The organism is Asticcacaulis currens (assembly GCF_028550395.1).
In the GTDB taxonomy this organism is placed as follows: domain Bacteria; phylum Pseudomonadota; class Alphaproteobacteria; order Caulobacterales; family Caulobacteraceae; genus Asticcacaulis; species Asticcacaulis currens.
The window spans coordinates 26,989-44,445 of sequence record NZ_JAQQKW010000016.1; the positions used below are offsets into that span (position 1 = coordinate 26,989).

Consider the following 17,457-nt stretch of genomic DNA (forward strand, 5'->3'; position numbering starts at 1 on the left):
TCGCGCAGCCCGTTTCATGACGCAAAACCTATCGGTATTTGGTCGGTGTATCAACGGTCTATACGGAGATTCGCGCCTATGCCTTGTATATCTTACACAGGGTCTCCATCAGTCTTTGCGCCGCCGGATCGCTGATGGAATAGTAGATGGTCTGACCGTCGCGGCGGGTGGTCACGAGATTCTCCGCCCGCATCTTGGCCAGATGCTGTGACGTGCCGGCAATCGCCTGCCCCAGATAGTCGGCCAGATCGGAGACGCTGGCCTCTCCCTCGAACAGGCGGCAGAGAATCATCAGCCGATGCTCACTGGCCAGAAGTTTCAGCATTCGCGTCGCGCGCTGCACGTTCGGCTTCAGGTTTTGCAGGTCCTGGGCGGTGACGGTCATGACTCAACACTTTCACGGGCGTCGTCTGTAAGGGCAAAAGACATAGCCAATAGGGTCAATCCGGTCGAGACAAAAGACGGTGACGTCGCAAGCGGGACAATACCCGGCGAGGATGGCGCGATTGTCTCAACGAATCGTGGGCAGGCCTGCGCTCTTCCAGCTATTGATACCACCCTGAAGGTGATGATCGACCGCCGCCCCGAAGTCGCGGCAGGCCTTAACCGCTTGCGCCGAGCGGCCGCCCGCCAGACACTGCATGACCACCGTGCGCGCCTCTGCCGCGACGATCGCGGTTTGCAGCGCCTCAGACGACAGGCGAGACAGCGGCAGATTGACGGCACCCTCAATATGTTCGGCCTCAAATTCCGACGGTTCGCGTACATCAATCAGCAGGAGTGTTTTGGTCTGTAACCCCGTGTGCACTTCGGCCGGGCTCAGGTTGGTGATGGGTGTTTGGGGTTTGAACAGGCCGAACATGGGGCAACCTCGAAAACTTTAGGCTTGACTATTTCGTATTTAAGATAATAGGCAATTACGGGCAAGCCTTTTTTAGGTTTGTCCCTATCATGGAGTAAGAGCATGTCTCTTGAACGTCTCGTTCTGGCCTTTGCGGGGACCGTCGTACTGGTGTCCGTGGCCCTGACGCATTTTGTGCATCCCAACTTTATGTGGCTGACCGTCTTTGCCGGCGCCAATCTCATCGTACTGGCCTTTACCGGTTTCTGTCCGGCGGCCATGGTCTTCCGCGCCCTGGGCGCCAGGGCGGGGGCGGTGTTCAAATGAGCAAGCCCTACCCTGAGATTACCGCGCGCCTTTCGGCCAATATCAAGACCTTGCGCAAGGATATTCCCGAAACCATGGCGGGTTTCTCGGCTCTGGCCAAGGCCGCAACCGCAGACGGCGCGCTGGACAAGAAGATGAAGGAATTCATCGCTCTGGCCATTGGGGTGGCTACGCGTTGCGACGGCTGTATCGGCTATCACGCCGAGGCACTGGTGCGGCTGGGGGCCAGTAAGACGGAGATCGAAGAGCTGCTTGGCATGGCCATCTATATGGGGGGCGGACCGTCCCTGATGTACGCCGCCGACGCCCTTATGGCTTTTGAGCAGTATTCGGCGTCTGGGACGTCCAGCGTATAAGATCGGTATTGTACCCCAATTCCCGCGCGCGGTTACGCAGGTCTTCGCGCACCTTGAAGGCGGGTGATGGCGCGCGGGTCAGGATCCACAGATACTTGCCCGACGGCTCACCGACGATGGACCAGCTATAGTCGTCGGCGTGATCCAGCACCCAGTAATCGCCGACATAGAAAGGCCCGAAGAAGGAGACTTTCAGCTTGGCATTGCCGCTGTCGCTGACGATCTTCGCCTTGCCTTTGGAGGCTTTACCGGGTTCGCCCTTGCGCCAGCCGCAGGTGTTGAGAATGTTGATCTTGCCGTCTTCGGCCAGACTGTACTGCGCCGTGACCTGATCGCAGTCCTTCTCAAAGCGGTTCTCATAGCGCCCCAGTTCGTACCACAGGCCCAGATAGCGCGTCAGTTCCACCGGCTTGGCCGGTTGGGGCACGTTGGGATTACCCACCGGCATGGCGGTGACGGCCTGAGCGCTGAGGGCCAGAAGGGCGGCAGAGGCGAGGGCGAGGGGCAGGGCGTAGTCGCGCGGTTTCATGCAGGTCTCCATATCTGTGATCAGCTTGCCGGTGCACGTGTAAAGATACGATCCGGCGGCGCAGGATGTTCATGTGCGAATAGGTAGGATGGTGCGTCCATAGATGAGATAAGGGGTGAAGGGCTCGCCCTGCGCCGCTTCGGTCAGGGCCGCGTGCTGGATATCGAGGCCGCCGGTGAAGCTGCCGAAGGCGGGCAGGATCAGGCGATTGCGGTTAAGCGCAAAGCATTTGCCACTGACCTTGTGACCGCGTACCCGCGTCGTCAGCTTGGGGTGGAAATGGCCGATGATCTGCGGATAATCCGTCGGCTCGGCCTCGTGGCGGAAGGCGATACCCTCCACCACATGATCGTCCACAAAGGTGAGACAGTCGTCGCGGATCAGGCCGACATCGTGATTGCCTTCGACCCACAGGCACGACTCGACCGTGCCGCACAGGCTGAGCAAATGGGTGCGCGTGTTGGGCTCCAGCCTTTGCCAGGCACCGCGATCGTGGAAGCTGTCGCCCAGCAGGACAAGGGTACGCGGCTGATAACGCACCATCAGGGCTTCGAGGCGCTTGAGCGTGTCCAGCGTATCGTAAGGCGCGATGGCCGATCCGAACTGCGCCAGAAAGGTCGATTTCTCGAAATGCAGGTCCGATACGGCCAGCAGGCTGTGCGCCGGCCACCACAGGGCAAGGTCGGCATCGAGCACCATGCGGTGGCCCGCAAACTCTACCTCAGCCGTCGAGGCCATCGACCACCTCCTGCATCAGGCGTTCGGCCGCCGCTTCGGCGCTTTCCTGCTGCAACAGGGCCTCGATACCGCCACCGGGCAGGCGCTCGATCCGCACATCCAGAATAACGGGCAGGGACAGGGGCGAGGGACGCGGCAGGTCGCAAAAGGCGATCCGCTCGCGGAAGGTCAGGATGAGGTCGGTCAAACGGTCGAGGTCCAGAAGTTCGCGTTCGGCATCGGCGCGCGACAGCCGCAAAAGGACATGACCGGGCTCGTACTTGCGCAGCACATCATAGATGAGATCGGTTGAAAAGGTCACCTGTTTCAGCGTCTTGCGCGCCGCATTATTGTTCTGTTCGACCAGACCGGCAATGGTCGCCACGCGGCGGAAGGAGCGTTTGAGCATGGGCGAGTCCGCCAGCCATTCCTCCAGCTCGTCGGCCAGAATATCGGTCGAAAACAGGTCATGGATCATGCCGTCGGTCACCTGTTCGACGCTGTTGATGGCCAGCCCGTAATCGGTGACGGTGAAACTCAAGGGATGAAGCTGATAGCGCTCCATGCGTCGCGACAGCAGCATTCCCAGCGTCTGATTAGCGCGGCGGCCCTCAAACGTATAGAGGACCAGCGTATAGAGCTTGCCGCGCGGAAAACTCTCGATCAAAAGGTCCTGACGGTCGGGCAGACGCGAAAAGCGCGTTTGCAACCTCAGCCAGTCGCGCACCTCAGCGGGCAATTCGCCCCTCGTGTCCTCCGACTGCAACAGGCCGCGCACTCCGTCGGCGAGGAAGGTCGAAAGCGGCATCTGCCCGCCGGAATAGGTGGGCAATAATGGCTCCTTAGCGGCACTGGGGCGGGCATCCAGCGTCATGTCGTGGATGCGCTCGAAGGCCAGCACCTCACCGGCGAAGAAGAAGGTGTCGCCGGGTCGCATGGACTGTCCGAACTGTTCCTCGATTTCCCCCAGATATTTGCCGCCGCGCCCGTGCAGGCGCCGCACCTTGAGCTTTCCGGCCTCGATAATGACGCCGATATTTTGCCTGTGGCGGCGGGCGATCTGGGGGGAGGCCGGTATCCACCCCTGTTCGGTTTCGCTCAGGCGGTGCCAGCGGTCGTAGTTTCTCAGCACATAACCGCCATCGACGACGAAGCGGAACAGGGTCTCGAACTGTTCATAGCTCAGGTCGCGATAGGACCACGCGGTGCGGACAATGGCATACAGGGCTTCGGGCGTCACCGGCGCGCTGCACGCCGCATTGAGGATGAATTGCGCCAGCACATCCTGCGCCCCCGGCTGCGGCACATCGCCGTCGAGTTTCCCCGCACGGATAGCGGCAATGGCCGCTTCGCATTCCAGCACTTCAAAGCGGTTGGCCGGGCACAGAAAGGCCTTCGACGGCACATCGACGCGGTGGTTTGAACGACCTATGCGTTGCAAGAGGCGGCTGACGCCCTTGGGGGCCCCGACCTGTATGACCAAATCGACATCGCCCCAGTCGATGCCCAGTTCGATGGCCGAGGTGGCGACCAGCGCCCTGAGCTTGCCCGCCGCCATCAGGCTGATGGTCTTCAGGCGCATCTCGCGCGTCAGCGAAGCGTGGTAGATGGCAATGGGCAGGGACTCTTCATTGGCCTCCCACAGGAACTGAAACAACAGTTCGGCCTGTGCGCGCGTATTGACGAAGACGATGGCGGTGCGCGCCTTTGCGATCTCGGACAGGATTTCCGGCACCGCGTATTGCGCCATGAAACCGTTATAGGGCGGCGCTTTGCGCGTCGGCAATATGGTGACCTCCGGGGCGGCCTCGGCCATGCCCAGGGTGCGGCTGTCGAGAGGGTCAACGGCGTTAGCCTCGCGCCCCAGCCAGTCGCAGAACCGCTCAGGCTCGGCCACCGTGGCCGACAGGCCGATGCGGCGAAAGCCGGGACTGAAGGCCTCAAGCTGCGCCAGCGCCAGCGCGATAAGGTCGCCGCGACGTGACGCCGCCACCTGATGGATTTCGTCGATAATGACGGCCTTCAGCGTGCCGAACATCTGTGCCGCTTCCGGATAGGAGAGCAGCAGCATCAGCGACTCCGGTGTCGTCAGCAGAATATGCGGCGGTTTGGCGCGCTGGCGTTGGCGGCGATATTGCGACGTATCCCCCGTGCGGCTTTCCACACGCACGGTAAGGCTGAGCGCCTCAATCATCGCCGTGACATTGCGTTCGATATCGTAATTTAACGCCTTCAGCGGCGAAATATACAGGGTATGCAAACCGTTTGGCCGCGTCTGCGTAATATCAATGAGTGACCCCAAAAACCCCGCCAGCGTCTTTCCGGTGCCGGTAGGCGCGGTCAGAAGCGTCGAGCGCCCTGCGGCAAAGCGCGCCGTCATCTCACGCTGATGCGGCAAAAGGGTCCAGCCTTGCGAGGTAAACCAGGACTGGAAGGCATCAGGTATCGTCATGGGACGCTTTTAACGTGAACGGTCATAAAAAGGCAGTTATGCCGCCTGTTACGTTCAGGATCGCGGGGGTGATCAGTGACCCACCCGCGTGACTGGATCGAAGTGCGGCCTGAAGGCGTATGGTGCCGGCCCGGTGACTTCTTTATCGACCCCATGCAGCCGGTCGAAAGCGCCGTTGTGACGCACGGCCACGCCGATCACGCGCGCGCCGGTCACCGGCATGTGTTTGCGACGCCGGAAACGCTCGCTATTATGCGCAGCCGCTATGGCGACAACCATTTCAGCGACGCCGAACACCCGCTGACCTATGGGCAAAGCGTTGACATCAACGGCGTGCGCCTCAGCCTGCACCCGGCGGGTCATATCCTAGGTTCGGCGCAGGCGCGGCTCGAATACGACGGAGCCACCATTGTCTTTTCCGGCGATTACAAGCGCCGGGCCGATCCGACCTGCGTGCCGTTTGAGCCGGTGCCGTGCGATGTCTTCGTCACCGAGGCAACCTTTGCCCTGCCGGTGTTTCGTCATCCGCCGCTGGAAGACGAGATTGCGCGCCTGTTGGCTTCGCTGCGGCAGTTTCCGGATCGCTGCCACCTCGTCGGGGCCTATGCTCTGGGCAAGTGTCAGCGCGTGATCTGCGCCCTGCGCGCGGCGGGCTATCTTGAGACCGTCTATCTGCACGGCGCCATGCAGCGATTGTGCGAGCTTTATCAATCGCTTGGGGTCGATCTGGGGGCATTGGAGCCGGTGACGGCGGAAAACGCCCGGACTCTGGCGGGGCGGATCGTCCTGTGCCCGCCTTCGGCGCTCAAGGACCGCTGGTCACGGCGACTGCCGGAGGTGCTGACGGCGGCGGCCTCCGGCTGGATGCGGATACGGGCGCGCGCCAAACAGAAGGGCGTTGAACTGCCTCTGGTGATTTCCGACCATGCCGACTGGGACGAACTGATCCAGACCCTGACCGATGTCGGCGCGCCGGAGGTGTGGGTGACGCACGGCCGCGACGACGCGCTGGTGCATCAGGCGACACAGATGGGGCTTAAGGCCCGAGCCCTGCACCTGATCGGTTACGAGGATGACGCAGAATGAAAGCATTTTCCCGTCTGCTGGAAAGCCTCTATTACGAGCCCTCGACGCTCGGCAAGACGCGGCTGCTGCTCGACTATCTGCGCACCACGCCCGATCCCGACCGCGGCTATGCGGTGGCGATCATCGCGGGAGACCTGTCCCTGCCCAATTTCCGGCGCGCAATGGTGCTGGAGCTGATCCGCGCCCGCGTCGATTCAACGCTTCTGGCCCTCAGCCACGACTATGTCGGCGAACTGTCGGAAACCGTCGCCCATCTGTGGCCCGCGCCGCAAGCCGAACAGAGCGACCTGCCGCGGCTGCATGAAGTGGTTGAGGCCTTGCGCCATACGCCCAAAGCGCAGTTGCCTGACTATGTGGCGGGGTTGCTCGATCGCATGACCTCGCCCGAACGCTGGGCCCTGCTCAAGATCGGGGCCGGGGCCCTGCGCATCGGCGTGTCGGCGCGCCTGCTTAAACAGGTACTGGCGAAATTCGGCGATCAGCCTGTCGAGCGCATCGAGAGCCTGTGGCACGGCATAGACCCACCCTATCTCCCCCTGTTTGACTGGCTGGAAGGGCGGGGGCCGGAACCGGTCGTCACCGAGCGCCTGACCTTTACGCCGGTCATGCTGGCCCATCCGCTGGAGGCCAGAGACCACGCCCTGATCATGCCCGACACCTATGCCGCCGAATGGAAGTATGACGGCATCCGCGTGCAGGTCGTGCATTCGGGTATCGGTCGTGCCCTGTTTACGCGGACAGGTGACGATATTTCCGGCTCATTTCCGGACGTTCTGGCGCATCTGAATTTTCATGCGGTGCTGGATGGCGAACTGCTGGTGCAGCGCGGCGAAAAGACGGGGACGTTCAACGATCTGCAACAGCGGCTGGGGCGCAAGGCCCCTTCGGCAAAATATATGGCCGACTATCCGGCGGCGATTGTCGCCTATGACGTGCTGTTTCTGGAGGGTGAGGATGTGCGCGCCTGCTCCTATGACCAGCGCCGCGCCCTGTTGCAGGCCGCGCTGGAGCGTCATCGGCCCGAAGGCATCCGTTTGTCGCCGCAACTGCCCTATGGCGATTTTGCCGAACTGGAGGCCTTGCGCGCCAGCGTCGATAACGCCTCGGTCATCGAGGGCCTGATGCTGAAACGCCGCGACAGCGCCTATGTCGCTGGTCGGCCGACCGGACCGTGGTACAAGTGGAAGATCAACCCCAAGCTGGTCGATGCGGTGCTGATGTACGCGCAGCGCGGATCGGGCAAGCGGTCGAGCTTCTATTCGGACTTTACCTTCGGCCTGTGGGCGGGCAATCAACTCCTGCCCGTCGGCAAGGCCTATTTCGGCTTTACCGACGCCGAGTTGAAAGACCTCGACAAATGGGTGCGCCACAACACGCTGAACAGTTTCGGGCCGGTGCGCGAGGTGAAAAAAGAACTGGTGTTCGAGGTGGCCTTCGATGCGGTCAATCCTTCCAAACGCCACAAGTCCGGCTACGCCCTGCGCTTTCCGCGCATCAACCGCATCCGTTGGGACAAGCATGCACAGGAGGCCGATAGGCTGGACGCGCTGGAGGCCCTCGTTGCGGTGAGATGAGTCTTGTCGAAAGTTTCATTTGATGAGACTGTCTGTTGCAAATCAGAGGGGGCAACATGGCCGGAATTGATCTTTACGCGCCGCGTCCGGCAAAGGCGCGCCGTACCTGGACGTGGGCGGCGATTGTGCTCACGATCGTCTTCATCATTCTGGGGCAGATCCCCGTCGTGATAGCGATGACGTGGTTGAAGATGCCTTTGGAGACGGGGATCGACTGGCGCGCCGACGCGCTGATGCTGGTGTTCTTTGCGCCGATAGCCCTGATCTTTTTCCTCTGGACCTTTGTGTTCGAGCGGCGAGGGATAGCCGCGCTCGGCTTCAACCGGGATGGTCTGAAACGCTATCTGAGGGGGCTGGTTATCGGCTTCGGCTTTGCCGCTGCGGCCATTGCCGGTATCTGGCTGGCCGGAGGCTATACCGTCGAAAGTCTCGGCGCGTGGGGCAAGCCCGGCCTGATGACCTTCGTTCCCATCGCCGCCGTGTTTATCGGCTTTATGGTGCAGGGCGCGACCGAAGAAGTCGCCATGCGGGGCTATCTGATGCAGGTCGTGGCGTCGCGTCACGGCATCTACTGGGGCATAGGCGTGAGTATGCTGGTCTTCTCGCTGCTGCACGCCGCCAATATCCCGCCGTCGAAGGAACTGCTGCTGGGTCTGACCAATATCGTTCTGGTGGGTATCTTTTTCAGCCTCTACGCCATTCAGGAACGCTCGCTTTGGGGCGTCTGTGCGTGGCATAGCGCATGGAATTTCCTGCTGGGGGCCGGGTTCGGCGTCGAAGTCAGCGGTCAAAACCTTGATGTCCTGCCGCTCGTCACCGATCTCAAATCGACAGGCGCTGCCTGGTGGATCACGGGTGGCAAGTTCGGCCCGGAAGGCAGCGTCATAACATCGCTCGTGCTGATCCTCGGTATCGTCTATCTGGTACGCAAGGGGGCCCTGAAGCCTCAGCCCTTCGCGGCCGAAATGGCTCAGACCGCCGCCTGATCTCAATCCAGAAGGATATCGCCCGACAGAGCCGAGGGACGCAGCTTCTCCCCGTTGTCGGCTGGCGCGTTGGTGATCTGAGCCAGATAGGCATGACGGTCCGCAGCAGTGAGCCAGTTGAAGGCGTGCGGATAGCTGGTGAACCGGCAAAGGGTTTCATTCGGAAAGCCGGGCAGGGGACTCGCTTCGTGCCAGCGATCGCATCTGTGTGGCGAAACCAGCGCCACATGGGCATAGCTGGCATGGCGCCCCCGCAGCGTTTGCCAACGTTTGGCCACCGTGGCAACGTGTTCCGCGCTGAAATGGCCTTCATAGCGCCGCACATCCACCAGACGGTGATAAAGCCACGGCTGTTCGACGCGCGAGAGAGACGTAAAAAACTGTTCGATAAGATCTTCTGCCGCCACCCGACCGATTGGACGCAGGATCATCACGCGCAAATCGCTGCGCGCCATGAAGATCAGCCGTTCCCTTTCCGTGGACTGCGCCATTCTATCCTCCGCCGGTTGGTATAACATGAAAATAGTTATCAAATCACAACCGATAGTGGCGTCACGCTCCGGTTATCGCCGGTGTCGGTGGCCCGCCGTGCGCGCAAACATCTGTGTATAAATGCCGCAGAGCGCTTTTTAGACCGCTCTCCCTTTTCGTATGGACTTAAGCCTGCCAAAATGGCGTGCTTCGCTGCCCACGATTCGTGAACGCGCAACTACAGGATTTTTGAGGTCATGGTGGAAGACAACGAACGCGGCACCTACACGCCGCCGACCGAGGATCATCTGAGCTACGACAATCGTCGGCCCGCACCCAAGCGGGATCAGACCCCGATCACCCTGATCGCGTCGTTTATCGTGCTGGTCGTTCTACTGCTGGCGGTCGTGCTGTTCTATAATTCGGGCCTCAATACCCGCAAGGTGACCGATGTGGGCGACCCGCTCACGGCCTATAAGGATGGCAATATCGAAGAGGCCAAGCCGCTGAGCGACGAAGATCTGCTCGACCCGGCGGTCAATCAGGAGGCTCATGCCTCTGCCACTGCGCCGGTCTTCGCCAATGATACCGAGGCCCCGCAGGCGCGTGACGCGGCCTCTGCGGTGGCACCGTCGCCGGCCACCGCCAACGAAAACCTGCTGCCGCCTGCCCAGACCAGTCAGGTCACCGCCCCGCCGGCCGCACAGCCAGCCCCGGTGGCCAAGCCAACGCAACCGGCACCCGTGGCCGCGAAGCCCGCCGAACCGGTCAAGACCGCCGAGGCCAAGCCTGAACCGAAGCCCGCTGCGACCGCTTCCGGCGGCGCATCGGTGCAGATCGGCGCCTTCTCGTCGCAGGCCATTGCCGACCGTGAATTTTCCGCGCTCGCCTCCTCCTACGGCCTGTTCGTCGGCGGGACGCGCAAGGTGGTCGAAAAGGTCGATCGCGACGGATCGACTTTTTACAGAACCTCCTTTAGCGGCTTTGCCTCCAAGGATAAGGCGCAGCAGTTCTGCAATGCGCTGAAATCGGCTGGCAAGACCTGTTTCGTGAAGTAAGAGTCCGGTAAAACATGCTGAATATCAAACAGAAAGCCAAGGTTTCCGCCGCCATTTATGGCTGCGCCGGGCTTGAGCTGACCGCCGCTGAACAGGCATTTTTTGCCGCCAAAAAGCCGCTGGGCTTCATCCTGTTCAAGCGCAATATCGACCAGCCGGAGCAGGTCCGCGCCCTGATCAATGCGCTGAAAGCCGCCGCCGGGCACCCCGACGTGCTGATCCTTGTGGATCAGGAAGGCGGCCGCGTGCAGCGTTTCAAAGCCCCGCACTGGCCGTCCTATCCACCCGCCGCCGCTTATGAGGCCGTGGCCAATTCGCCGTTCGAGCAGCGCGAGTATGTGCGCCTTGGCGCGCAACTGATGGCGCACGATCTGCGCGCGCTGGGCGTCAATGTCGATTGTGCGCCAGTGCTGGATGTGCCGCAGGCCGGTACCCACGATGTGGTCGGTGACCGCGCCTACGGTCTGACCGCCGAAACCGTCGCCGTCATGGGGCGTGCCGCCGCCGAGGGCTTACTGTCGGGTGGCGTCCTGCCGGTTATCAAGCACGCCCCCGGTCATGGCCGCGCTCAGGTCGATTCGCATCATGAGTTGCCGGTCGTAAAGGCGCGCCGTGAGGAACTGGACAAGGTTGATTTCCTGCCCTTTGCCGTCAATGCCGATATGCCTTTGGCCATGACAGCGCACGTCGTTTACACGGCGCTCGACCGTCGCAACCCGGCCACCACCTCCAAAAAGGTGATCAGGCTGATCCGCGAAGATATCGGCTTCGACGGCCTGCTGCTCAGCGACGACATCTGTATGGGTGCGCTCAACGGGCTGGTCGCGGCCCGTGCCCGCGCGGCATTGCGCGCCGGGTGCGACATCGTCCTGCATTGCAGCGGCGACCTTGAGGAAATGAAGGCTGTGTCGGTCTTTGTGCCGGTGATAAGGGGCAAGGTTCAGGTGCGTCTGGACCGCGCTCTGGCGCGCCTGAAGCACAAGGTCGAGCCGCTGAACGTCGAAGAGGCGCGTGGTCGCCTTCAGGTGTTGCTGCACCGTCCGGTCACCGTGCGCGAAGAGTACGAGGATTTCGTCGATCCGACCGCCTATCAGGAGGTTTACTAAGCCGTGAACGGGCGCGGGGGCGCTTTGCCGGGGCTTGAAAACGAGGTGTTTCAGCACCGCCTCGATTTCACCGCCGATGCCGCGCCCGCGCCGGAGATCGAGGCCGACGACGCCCTTCTGCTCGATCTCGATGGCTACGAAGGCCCTCTGCACGTGCTGCTGGAACTGGCGCGACAGCAGAAGGTTGATCTTCTGAAAATCTCGATCACGCGGCTGGCCGAGCAGTATCTGGCCTTTATCCAGCAGGCACGACGTCTGCGTTTTTCGCTGGCCGCCGACTATCTGGTGATGGCCTCGTGGCTGGCCTATCTCAAATCGCGTCTGCTGCTGCCGGTGCCGGAGCGTAAGAAAAGCGATGAGCCGGAACCGGAAGAACTGGCGGCAGCGCTGGCCTTTCGTCTCAAAAAGCTGGAGGCCATCCGCAAGGCGGTGGACGCCATCACCTCGCGCCCTCAGCTCAAACGCGACGTGTTTGCGCGCGGTGATCCGCAGGCCACGGTCATCCTGGCATCGTCGCGGCTGGATGTGTCGCTGTTCGACCTGATGGGGGCCTACGTCACCCAGAGGCAGCGCGAAATCGCCCGCCATTACGACCCAACCATGCGCGTAGAGGCCTTCCCGCTGGAGGATGCCCGCGACCATCTGCGCGATGTGCTGCCGCAGTTATCGGACTGGACGCCGCTCGATGAGATCGCGCCGCAGCCGGTGGGCGAGGGCGGTCCGCGCCGTGCCTCCTACGTCGCCTCGACCCTGTCGGCCGGGCTGGAACTGACGAAAGAAGGCCTGATGCAGGTGCAGCAACTGGGCACGTTCGACACGCTTTACCTTCGCCGCCGCCCGCCGCTGATGGAGGGACGATGACCCCCGACCTGACTGCCAAACTCGATATCGAACGCGCCATTGAGGCGCTGTTGTTTGCCGCCGCCGCCCCTTTGTCGGCGGCCGATCTGGCGCGCCGGCTGCCGGAGGGGGCGGATGTGGGCAAGGCTTTGGCGGCGCTCAAAAGCCGTTACGCTGACCGGGGCGTTACCCTAGACGTCGTGGCTGACAAATGGCAGTTTCGCACCGCGCCCGATCTCGGCTACCTGATGGTCGAAGAACGCGAAGACCCGCGCCGTCTGTCGAAGGCGGCTTTGGAGACTCTGGCTATCATCGCTTACCACCAGCCGGTCACGCGGGCGGAGATCGAGACGATTCGCGGCGTCGGCCTGTCGCGCGGCACTCTGGATGTGCTGCATGAGATGAACCTGATCCGCCTGCGTGGCCGCCGGCGTTCACCGGGCCGTCCGGTCACCTATGGCACGACCGAGCATTTTCTCGAGGTGTTTTCCCTGCCCAGCCTGCACGATCTGCCCGGCGCGGCGGATATGCGCGCGGCGGGTCTGCTCGATCTCAATGTCCCGGCTGATTTTGTCATCCCCGAACCTGGCGGCGCGCGTGAGGTCGAAGACCCCATCGGCCTTGAGGAGATGGAACAGGTCGAATTTGCACAGGATTTCTTCGAAAGCGCCGAGGGCGAAGCGCATTAGGGTCCAAACCCAATCAGGATTTGCGGCGTGATATGAGCGCAGATCGTTCCGTTTCAGGAGGCAAATCACAGGAAGGGTGACCCCTTTCAAGATTTTGCGACGCCAAACGGGGCGATCTGCGCCATACCCCTTCGGGGCGCGGTGACTTTTGCGCCCGGAGGCGTCGGTTGTCGGTTGTGGAGGTCACTCCACGGCGCGCCAATCTCCTGTCCGGACACAAAAGTCACGTCGCGTAACGTCCGAAACCTGATTGGGTTTGGACCCTAGTCCAGCAAAAAGGGCTTATTTTCGCTTTGATGTACGCCGACAATACGCCTATAAGAGAGTAATACTTGTATCCCGAAGATGCGCCGTCGAAAGACAGCGCCGCGCGTATGGAGATCTGACATGGGTAGCATGAGCATCTGGCACTGGGCCATCGTCGCGGTTGTCGCGCTGCTGCTGTTCGGCGGCCGTGGCAAGCTGTCGGGCCTGATGGGCGATGCCGCCAAGGGCATCAAGGCGTTCAAGGACGGCCTCAAGGACGAAGACGTCAAGAAGGACGAGCCGAAGGCCGACACGGCCAAGACCGTCACCGATAAAGACGCGGCCTGAGCCTTTTTCGCTGGTTTCTGCGTGACCGCCTCTCATTGAAAAGGGGCGGTTGCTTTTTCATGTTCTGACCCTAAGGCGTAATTTGAATGCTGCCCGGTATTGGGGGCTCTGAGCTCATAGTCATTGCGGTGGTCGCCCTGATCGTGGTGGGGCCCAAGGATTTGCCGAAGCTGTTGCGGCAACTGGGCCGCTTTACGGCCAAGATGCGCTCCATGGCCGACGAATTTCGCACCTCCTTCGACGACATGGCGCGGCAGTCGGAACTCGACGATCTGCGCAAGGAGGTTGAGGCCCTGCGCTCCGGCAATGTGACCACGCCCGTCATCGACGACATCCGCGAAGACATGCGCCGCATTGAGGGCGAGATCAACGAGACGATCCCGCCCAAGGGGCATTATTACAGCAGCAGCACCGATGTGCCGTCGCCGGATGCTTACGATCATAACCCTTATCAGGCCCCAACGCCGGCGGATTTTGGCAAGCCCGCGCACATCGACGAACCCGAAGTGCCCAATCCCGCGCCTGACCTGACCACGGCGGAGCCAGCAGCAAAGCCGCGCCGATCGCGCGCGAAGAAAGCCGTCGAAGCCTCTGAAAACGCACCGGTTATTGCCGAGACAGACGAACCTGCGGCCAAGCCCAGGCGCAGCCGCGCCAAGAAGACGACTGAGACTCTCCCGTCATGAACGATCTGGTGACCAAAGACGACCTCCACCCGGACGAGGCCGAAATCGAGGCGTCGCGCGCGCCGCTGATGGACCACCTGATCGAGCTTCGCTCGCGCCTGATCTGGATGGTCGTGGCCTTTGTGGCGGCCTTTCTGCTGTGCTTTGGCTTTGCCGAGCCCATCTACATCTTCCTGACCCATCCCTATGAGATGGCCAACCGCATGTTCGAGGCGTCGCGCGCCCACGGTGGGCATGGGGCCGGGCCGTTCGATCTGATCGAGATTATTCTGGGCCTCAAAGAGGTGCCGCAGGCCAAGAACAGCGTGGCGCTGATCACCACGGCGCCGCTGGAATTTCTGTTCACCAAGATGAAGATGGCGGGCTTTGGCGCGGTGATCCTCAGCTTTCCGGTGATCGCCTGGCACCTCTATCGCTTCGTGGCCCCCGGCCTCTATAAGCGCGAGCGCATGGCCTTTCTGCCGTTCCTGATCGCCGCGCCTGTGCTGTTCGTTCTGGGGGCGCTGCTCGTCTATTTCATCATCCTGCCGATGGTGCTGTGGTTCTCCTTAAGCCAGCAAATTCTGGGGGCAGGGGCCGTGACGGTGCAACTGATGCCCAAGGTGTCGGAATATCTGTCGCTGGTCACCACCCTGATGCTGGCCTTCGGCGCGTGTTTTCAGTTGCCGATCATTCTGACGCTTCTGGGCCTGACGGGGATTGTGACGTCCAAAATGCTGTCGTCCGGCCGCCGCTACGCCATTCTGGGGATCGTGGTCGTCGCCGCCGTGGTCACGCCGCCGGACCCCATCTCTCAGATGATGCTCGCCATCCCGATCGTGCTCTTGTACGAAATCTCGATCCTGTGCGTGCGGGTGATCGAATGGCGGCGTAAAGAGCCGTCGATCGTAAGCTAACCCATCCCCCTTCCGTCTTTCTCGTCAATGAAGCATTGACGAGAAATCCACCTTCCCCGTAAACGGGGAAGGATTTTTCCTCCCTCCCGGCGCAGCGGGGAAGGGGGACCGCGAAGAGGTGGGTGGGGCGACCTGTCCATCGAGACCTTGAGGACACTTCCATGCACGATATCAAAGCCTTACGCGAAACACCTGAAGCCTATGTCAAGGGCTGGTCATCGCGGGGCCGCGAGTCGGCACAAGCGGATGTTGATGCGCTGCTCGCTCTGGATAAGGCCTTGCGCGCCGCCAAGACGGCGTTCGAGACCAATCAGGCGCAGTTGAAGAAGCTGTCCGGCGAAATCGGCAAGGCCAAGGCGGAAAAGGACGAGGCGCGGGCTGCGGAACTGATGACCGAGGTCGAGGGCCTGAAAGGCGCGATTGCCGAGGCACAGGAAACCGAGCGTCAGACCGAAGAGGATCTGCGCACCCTGCTGGCCTCACTGCCCAATATTCCGTTTGACGACGTGCCGCTGGGTGAAGACGAGGCGGGCAATGTCGAAATCCGCAAACACGGCGCGCCGAATATCCTCAGCTTCCCGGCCAAGGATCACGCCGATCTGGGTGAAGCGCTCAAAGGGCCAACTGGCCCATTGATGGACTTCGAAGCGGCGGCCAAAATGTCCGGCTCACGCTTTGTGGTGCTCAAGGGGCAACTGGCGCGGCTTGAGCGCGCCATCGGTCAGTGGATGCTCGACACCCAGACCAGCGAGCACGGCTATACCGAGGTCAATCCGCCGGTTCTGGTGAAGGATCATGCGCTGTTTGGCACGGGCCAATTGCCCAAATTTGAAGAAGATTTGTTTAAGACTGAAAGCCTTGATCATTCTGCATACGCCGAGGCGTATCGTAATTTAGCTAACGCGGATCAGCAATTTCAATCTTTGTATGAAAATCGCACGCAGCAACTCGTGAATCACGAAGAAGAGGCTAATTTTCAATCTGCTATGCATGAATTGTTCAGTGCAAGACAGCATTTTTCAAATATAAATATCAACAATGGCCACTACCTCATCCCCACCGCCGAAGTGTCCCTGACCAACCTTGTCCGCGAAGCCATCACGGCGGAAGAGGAACTGCCGTTGCGTCTGACGGCCCTGACCAACTGCTTCCGTGCCGAAGCCGGTTCGGCGGGCCGCGACACCAAGGGCATGATCCGTCAGCATCAGTTCCAGAAGGTCGAACTGGTCTCGATCACCACGCCGGAACAGTCAACGGCGGAGCACGAGCGCATGACCGAATGTGCCGAAGCCATCCTCAAAAAGCTCGACCTCAGCTTCCGCACCATGCTGCTGTGCACCGGCGATATGGGCTTTGGTGCGCGCAAGACCTATGACCTTGAGGTGTGGTTGCCGTCGCAGAACACCTACCGCGAAATCTCGTCCTGCTCCAACTGCGGGGATTTTCAGGCCCGCCGTATGGACGCCCGCACGCGCAAGGCCGGCGAAAAGGGCACGCGCTTCCTGCATACGCTGAATGGCTCAGGGCTCGCGGTCGGCCGCACCCTGGTGGCCATCATGGAAAACTATCAGGACGAGGGCGGTCGCATCGCTGTTCCGAGCGTGCTGCAACCCTATATGGGCGGGCTGACTCACATCGGGTGAGCCCCACAGGGTAAACGCGCCTGTGGATAGATTTTTTATAAAAACAGTGGCATAATTTCACTCTGTTTTCGAGTGAGTGCCATGCAGACCCATCCGTCGTTGATTGAACGTGCGGTCGGTGCCACGCTATGCGCCTTTACGCGCCGGGACCTGCCGCCTGAAGAAGCCGAGCTTGAACTGGTGGAAATCATCGCCAGCCAGATTGACGGCAAGACCGACTATGCCATGGCCGTCATCGGCTATTATGTGCGTCAGATGCTCAAGGCGCTGGCGGCAAAACAAATGGCGCTGGCCGATGCGTTTGATGCCGTGGTTGATGCGGCGGCCTGCGCTGCCTCCGGCCATATGCAGGCGGCGCTCAAACTGTCAGAGCCGGTGTCCCGCTTAAGGCATTGACCCATCATCTGATTAAACGGTGTGCGTGACCCGGCACGCGCCCTTAGTGCCTACGCATTATTTCCCATAACATATATTATGCGTATTTTACGTGTAGCGCGGTGGACTCTATTTTGAAGTGCGAATGATCAACCAAATCAGTCGCCTCTTCAAAAGCGAGATATAACATTGGGCCATCATTACCGCCACATCGACATGGCTGAGCGTCGC

General features: G+C 61.2%; 20 protein-coding genes. 14 read left to right on the top strand and 6 right to left on the bottom strand.

The genetic code is table 11. The features are described 5' to 3' along the window. Positions 1-76 precede the first annotated feature (76 nt). A complete protein-coding gene (locus tag PQU94_RS17650) occupies positions 77-385 on the bottom strand; it encodes an ArsR/SmtB family transcription factor (RefSeq protein ID WP_272742746.1) in 309 nt (102 codons plus the stop codon). Positions 386-511: 126 nt separating this feature from the next. Further along, positions 512-862, bottom strand: coding sequence for a rhodanese-like domain-containing protein (locus PQU94_RS17655; RefSeq protein WP_272742747.1), 351 nt, complete (start codon positions 860-862; stop codon positions 512-514). 102 nt (positions 863-964) lie between these two features. On the opposite strand from PQU94_RS17655, the gene PQU94_RS17660 reads away from it, so the two are divergent. Then, complete coding sequence (locus PQU94_RS17660; protein ID WP_272742748.1) at positions 965-1,168, top strand: YgaP family membrane protein; 204 nt, start codon at positions 965-967, stop codon at positions 1,166-1,168. Continuing rightward, on the top strand, positions 1,165-1,524 hold the full coding sequence (locus tag PQU94_RS17665) for a carboxymuconolactone decarboxylase family protein (RefSeq protein ID WP_272742749.1): 360 nt from the start codon (positions 1,165-1,167) through the stop codon (positions 1,522-1,524). Before PQU94_RS17660 ends, PQU94_RS17665 begins: the two co-directional genes overlap by 4 nt. Here the strand turns inward: PQU94_RS17665 and PQU94_RS17670 are convergent. The 3 genes from PQU94_RS17670 to PQU94_RS17680 all read right to left on the bottom strand — a co-directional run bounded on the left by PQU94_RS17670 (position 1,478) and on the right by PQU94_RS17680 (position 5,222). Beyond that, positions 1,478-2,053 carry a lipocalin family protein gene (locus tag PQU94_RS17670; protein WP_272742750.1) on the bottom strand — a complete coding sequence of 192 codons (576 nt, stop codon included), beginning with the start codon at positions 2,051-2,053 and terminating at the stop codon, positions 1,478-1,480. The genes PQU94_RS17665 and PQU94_RS17670 overlap by 47 nt on opposite strands. Positions 2,054-2,122: 69 nt before the next feature. Beyond that, the gene (pdeM, locus tag PQU94_RS17675) at positions 2,123-2,791 is read right to left on the bottom strand and encodes a ligase-associated DNA damage response endonuclease PdeM (RefSeq protein ID WP_272742751.1); all 669 of its coding nucleotides are present in this window, start codon (positions 2,789-2,791) and stop codon (positions 2,123-2,125) included. Then, positions 2,775-5,222 (bottom strand): ligase-associated DNA damage response DEXH box helicase, encoded by a 2,448-nt coding sequence (locus PQU94_RS17680; protein WP_272742752.1) that lies wholly within the window; start codon positions 5,220-5,222, stop codon positions 2,775-2,777. Before PQU94_RS17680 ends, pdeM begins: the two co-directional genes overlap by 17 nt. A gap of 75 nt (positions 5,223-5,297) precedes the next feature. Between PQU94_RS17680 and PQU94_RS17685 the strand changes: the two genes are divergently transcribed. Genes PQU94_RS17685 through PQU94_RS17695 form a run of 3 tightly spaced genes read left to right on the top strand, consistent with a single transcriptional unit; the run spans position 5,298 to position 8,868 of the window. After that, a complete protein-coding gene (locus PQU94_RS17685; RefSeq protein ID WP_272742753.1) occupies positions 5,298-6,308 on the top strand; it encodes a ligase-associated DNA damage response exonuclease in 1,011 nt (336 codons plus the stop codon). Further along, positions 6,305-7,882 carry a cisplatin damage response ATP-dependent DNA ligase gene (locus PQU94_RS17690; RefSeq protein ID WP_272742754.1) on the top strand — a complete coding sequence of 526 codons (1,578 nt, stop codon included), beginning with the start codon at positions 6,305-6,307 and terminating at the stop codon, positions 7,880-7,882. The genes PQU94_RS17685 and PQU94_RS17690 overlap by 4 nt, the downstream gene beginning before the upstream one ends. A gap of 56 nt (positions 7,883-7,938) precedes the next feature. Beyond that, positions 7,939-8,868 carry a CPBP family intramembrane glutamic endopeptidase gene (locus tag PQU94_RS17695; RefSeq protein ID WP_272742755.1) on the top strand — a complete coding sequence of 310 codons (930 nt, stop codon included), beginning with the start codon at positions 7,939-7,941 and terminating at the stop codon, positions 8,866-8,868. A gap of 2 nt (positions 8,869-8,870) precedes the next feature. Here PQU94_RS17695 and PQU94_RS17700 read toward each other — a convergent pair whose 3' ends face one another. Further along, positions 8,871-9,359 (bottom strand): hypothetical protein, encoded by a 489-nt coding sequence (locus PQU94_RS17700; RefSeq protein WP_272742756.1) that lies wholly within the window; start codon positions 9,357-9,359, stop codon positions 8,871-8,873. Between the two features lie 237 nt (positions 9,360-9,596). On the opposite strand from PQU94_RS17700, the gene PQU94_RS17705 reads away from it, so the two are divergent. The 9 genes from PQU94_RS17705 to PQU94_RS17745 all read left to right on the top strand — a co-directional run bounded on the left by PQU94_RS17705 (position 9,597) and on the right by PQU94_RS17745 (position 17,247). Next, positions 9,597-10,397 carry an SPOR domain-containing protein gene (locus PQU94_RS17705; RefSeq protein ID WP_272742757.1) on the top strand — a complete coding sequence of 267 codons (801 nt, stop codon included), beginning with the start codon at positions 9,597-9,599 and terminating at the stop codon, positions 10,395-10,397. Positions 10,398-10,411: 14 nt separating this feature from the next. Next, on the top strand, positions 10,412-11,503 hold the full coding sequence (gene nagZ, locus PQU94_RS17710; protein ID WP_272742758.1) for a beta-N-acetylhexosaminidase: 1,092 nt from the start codon (positions 10,412-10,414) through the stop codon (positions 11,501-11,503). A gap of 3 nt (positions 11,504-11,506) precedes the next feature. Continuing rightward, positions 11,507-12,364 (top strand): segregation and condensation protein A, encoded by an 858-nt coding sequence (locus PQU94_RS17715; protein ID WP_272742759.1) that lies wholly within the window; start codon positions 11,507-11,509, stop codon positions 12,362-12,364. Continuing rightward, entirely contained in the window at positions 12,361-13,032 is a 672-nt protein-coding gene (scpB, locus tag PQU94_RS17720; protein WP_272742760.1) for an SMC-Scp complex subunit ScpB, read from the top strand. The genes PQU94_RS17715 and scpB overlap by 4 nt, the downstream gene beginning before the upstream one ends. Before the next feature lie 387 nt (positions 13,033-13,419). Next, complete coding sequence (locus tag PQU94_RS17725) at positions 13,420-13,626, top strand: twin-arginine translocase TatA/TatE family subunit (RefSeq protein ID WP_272742761.1); 207 nt, start codon at positions 13,420-13,422, stop codon at positions 13,624-13,626. An 86-nt stretch (positions 13,627-13,712) separates the two neighbouring features. Next, the gene (tatB, locus tag PQU94_RS18265) at positions 13,713-14,312 is read left to right on the top strand and encodes a Sec-independent protein translocase protein TatB (protein WP_343683900.1); all 600 of its coding nucleotides are present in this window, start codon (positions 13,713-13,715) and stop codon (positions 14,310-14,312) included. After that, the gene (tatC, locus tag PQU94_RS17735; RefSeq protein ID WP_272742762.1) at positions 14,309-15,208 is read left to right on the top strand and encodes a twin-arginine translocase subunit TatC; all 900 of its coding nucleotides are present in this window, start codon (positions 14,309-14,311) and stop codon (positions 15,206-15,208) included. Before tatB ends, tatC begins: the two co-directional genes overlap by 4 nt. Positions 15,209-15,369: 161 nt before the next feature. Then, positions 15,370-16,851: a serine--tRNA ligase gene (gene serS, locus PQU94_RS17740; RefSeq protein WP_272742763.1), complete on the top strand. Its 1,482-nt coding sequence runs from the start codon at positions 15,370-15,372 to the stop codon at positions 16,849-16,851. 81 nt (positions 16,852-16,932) lie between these two features. After that, a complete protein-coding gene (locus PQU94_RS17745; RefSeq protein WP_272742764.1) occupies positions 16,933-17,247 on the top strand; it encodes a hypothetical protein in 315 nt (104 codons plus the stop codon). Positions 17,248-17,457 lie beyond the last annotated feature (210 nt).

Excerpts from the sequence above, each read along its gene's own strand:
- PQU94_RS17650 (WP_272742746.1), bottom strand. The coding sequence starts at position 385 with ATGACCGTCACCGCCCAGGACCTGCAAAACCTGAAGCCGAACGTGCAG.
- PQU94_RS17655 (WP_272742747.1), bottom strand. The coding sequence starts at position 862 with ATGTTCGGCCTGTTCAAACCCCAAACACCCATCACCAACCTGAGCCCG.
- PQU94_RS17660 (WP_272742748.1), top strand. The coding sequence starts at position 965 with ATGTCTCTTGAACGTCTCGTTCTGGCCTTTGCGGGGACCGTCGTACTG.
- PQU94_RS17665 (WP_272742749.1), top strand. The coding sequence starts at position 1,165 with ATGAGCAAGCCCTACCCTGAGATTACCGCGCGCCTTTCGGCCAATATC.
- PQU94_RS17670 (WP_272742750.1), bottom strand. The coding sequence starts at position 2,053 with ATGAAACCGCGCGACTACGCCCTGCCCCTCGCCCTCGCCTCTGCCGCC.
- pdeM (WP_272742751.1), bottom strand. The coding sequence starts at position 2,791 with ATGGCCTCGACGGCTGAGGTAGAGTTTGCGGGCCACCGCATGGTGCTC.
- PQU94_RS17680 (WP_272742752.1), bottom strand. The coding sequence starts at position 5,222 with ATGACGATACCTGATGCCTTCCAGTCCTGGTTTACCTCGCAAGGCTGG.
- PQU94_RS17690 (WP_272742754.1), top strand. The coding sequence starts at position 6,305 with ATGAAAGCATTTTCCCGTCTGCTGGAAAGCCTCTATTACGAGCCCTCG.
- PQU94_RS17695 (WP_272742755.1), top strand. The coding sequence starts at position 7,939 with ATGGCCGGAATTGATCTTTACGCGCCGCGTCCGGCAAAGGCGCGCCGT.
- PQU94_RS17700 (WP_272742756.1), bottom strand. The coding sequence starts at position 9,359 with ATGGCGCAGTCCACGGAAAGGGAACGGCTGATCTTCATGGCGCGCAGC.
- PQU94_RS17705 (WP_272742757.1), top strand. The coding sequence starts at position 9,597 with ATGGTGGAAGACAACGAACGCGGCACCTACACGCCGCCGACCGAGGAT.
- nagZ (WP_272742758.1), top strand. The coding sequence starts at position 10,412 with ATGCTGAATATCAAACAGAAAGCCAAGGTTTCCGCCGCCATTTATGGC.
- scpB (WP_272742760.1), top strand. The coding sequence starts at position 12,361 with ATGACCCCCGACCTGACTGCCAAACTCGATATCGAACGCGCCATTGAG.
- PQU94_RS17725 (WP_272742761.1), top strand. The coding sequence starts at position 13,420 with ATGGGTAGCATGAGCATCTGGCACTGGGCCATCGTCGCGGTTGTCGCG.
- tatB (WP_343683900.1), top strand. The coding sequence starts at position 13,713 with ATGCTGCCCGGTATTGGGGGCTCTGAGCTCATAGTCATTGCGGTGGTC.
- tatC (WP_272742762.1), top strand. The coding sequence starts at position 14,309 with ATGAACGATCTGGTGACCAAAGACGACCTCCACCCGGACGAGGCCGAA.
- serS (WP_272742763.1), top strand. The coding sequence starts at position 15,370 with ATGCACGATATCAAAGCCTTACGCGAAACACCTGAAGCCTATGTCAAG.
- PQU94_RS17745 (WP_272742764.1), top strand. The coding sequence starts at position 16,933 with ATGCAGACCCATCCGTCGTTGATTGAACGTGCGGTCGGTGCCACGCTA.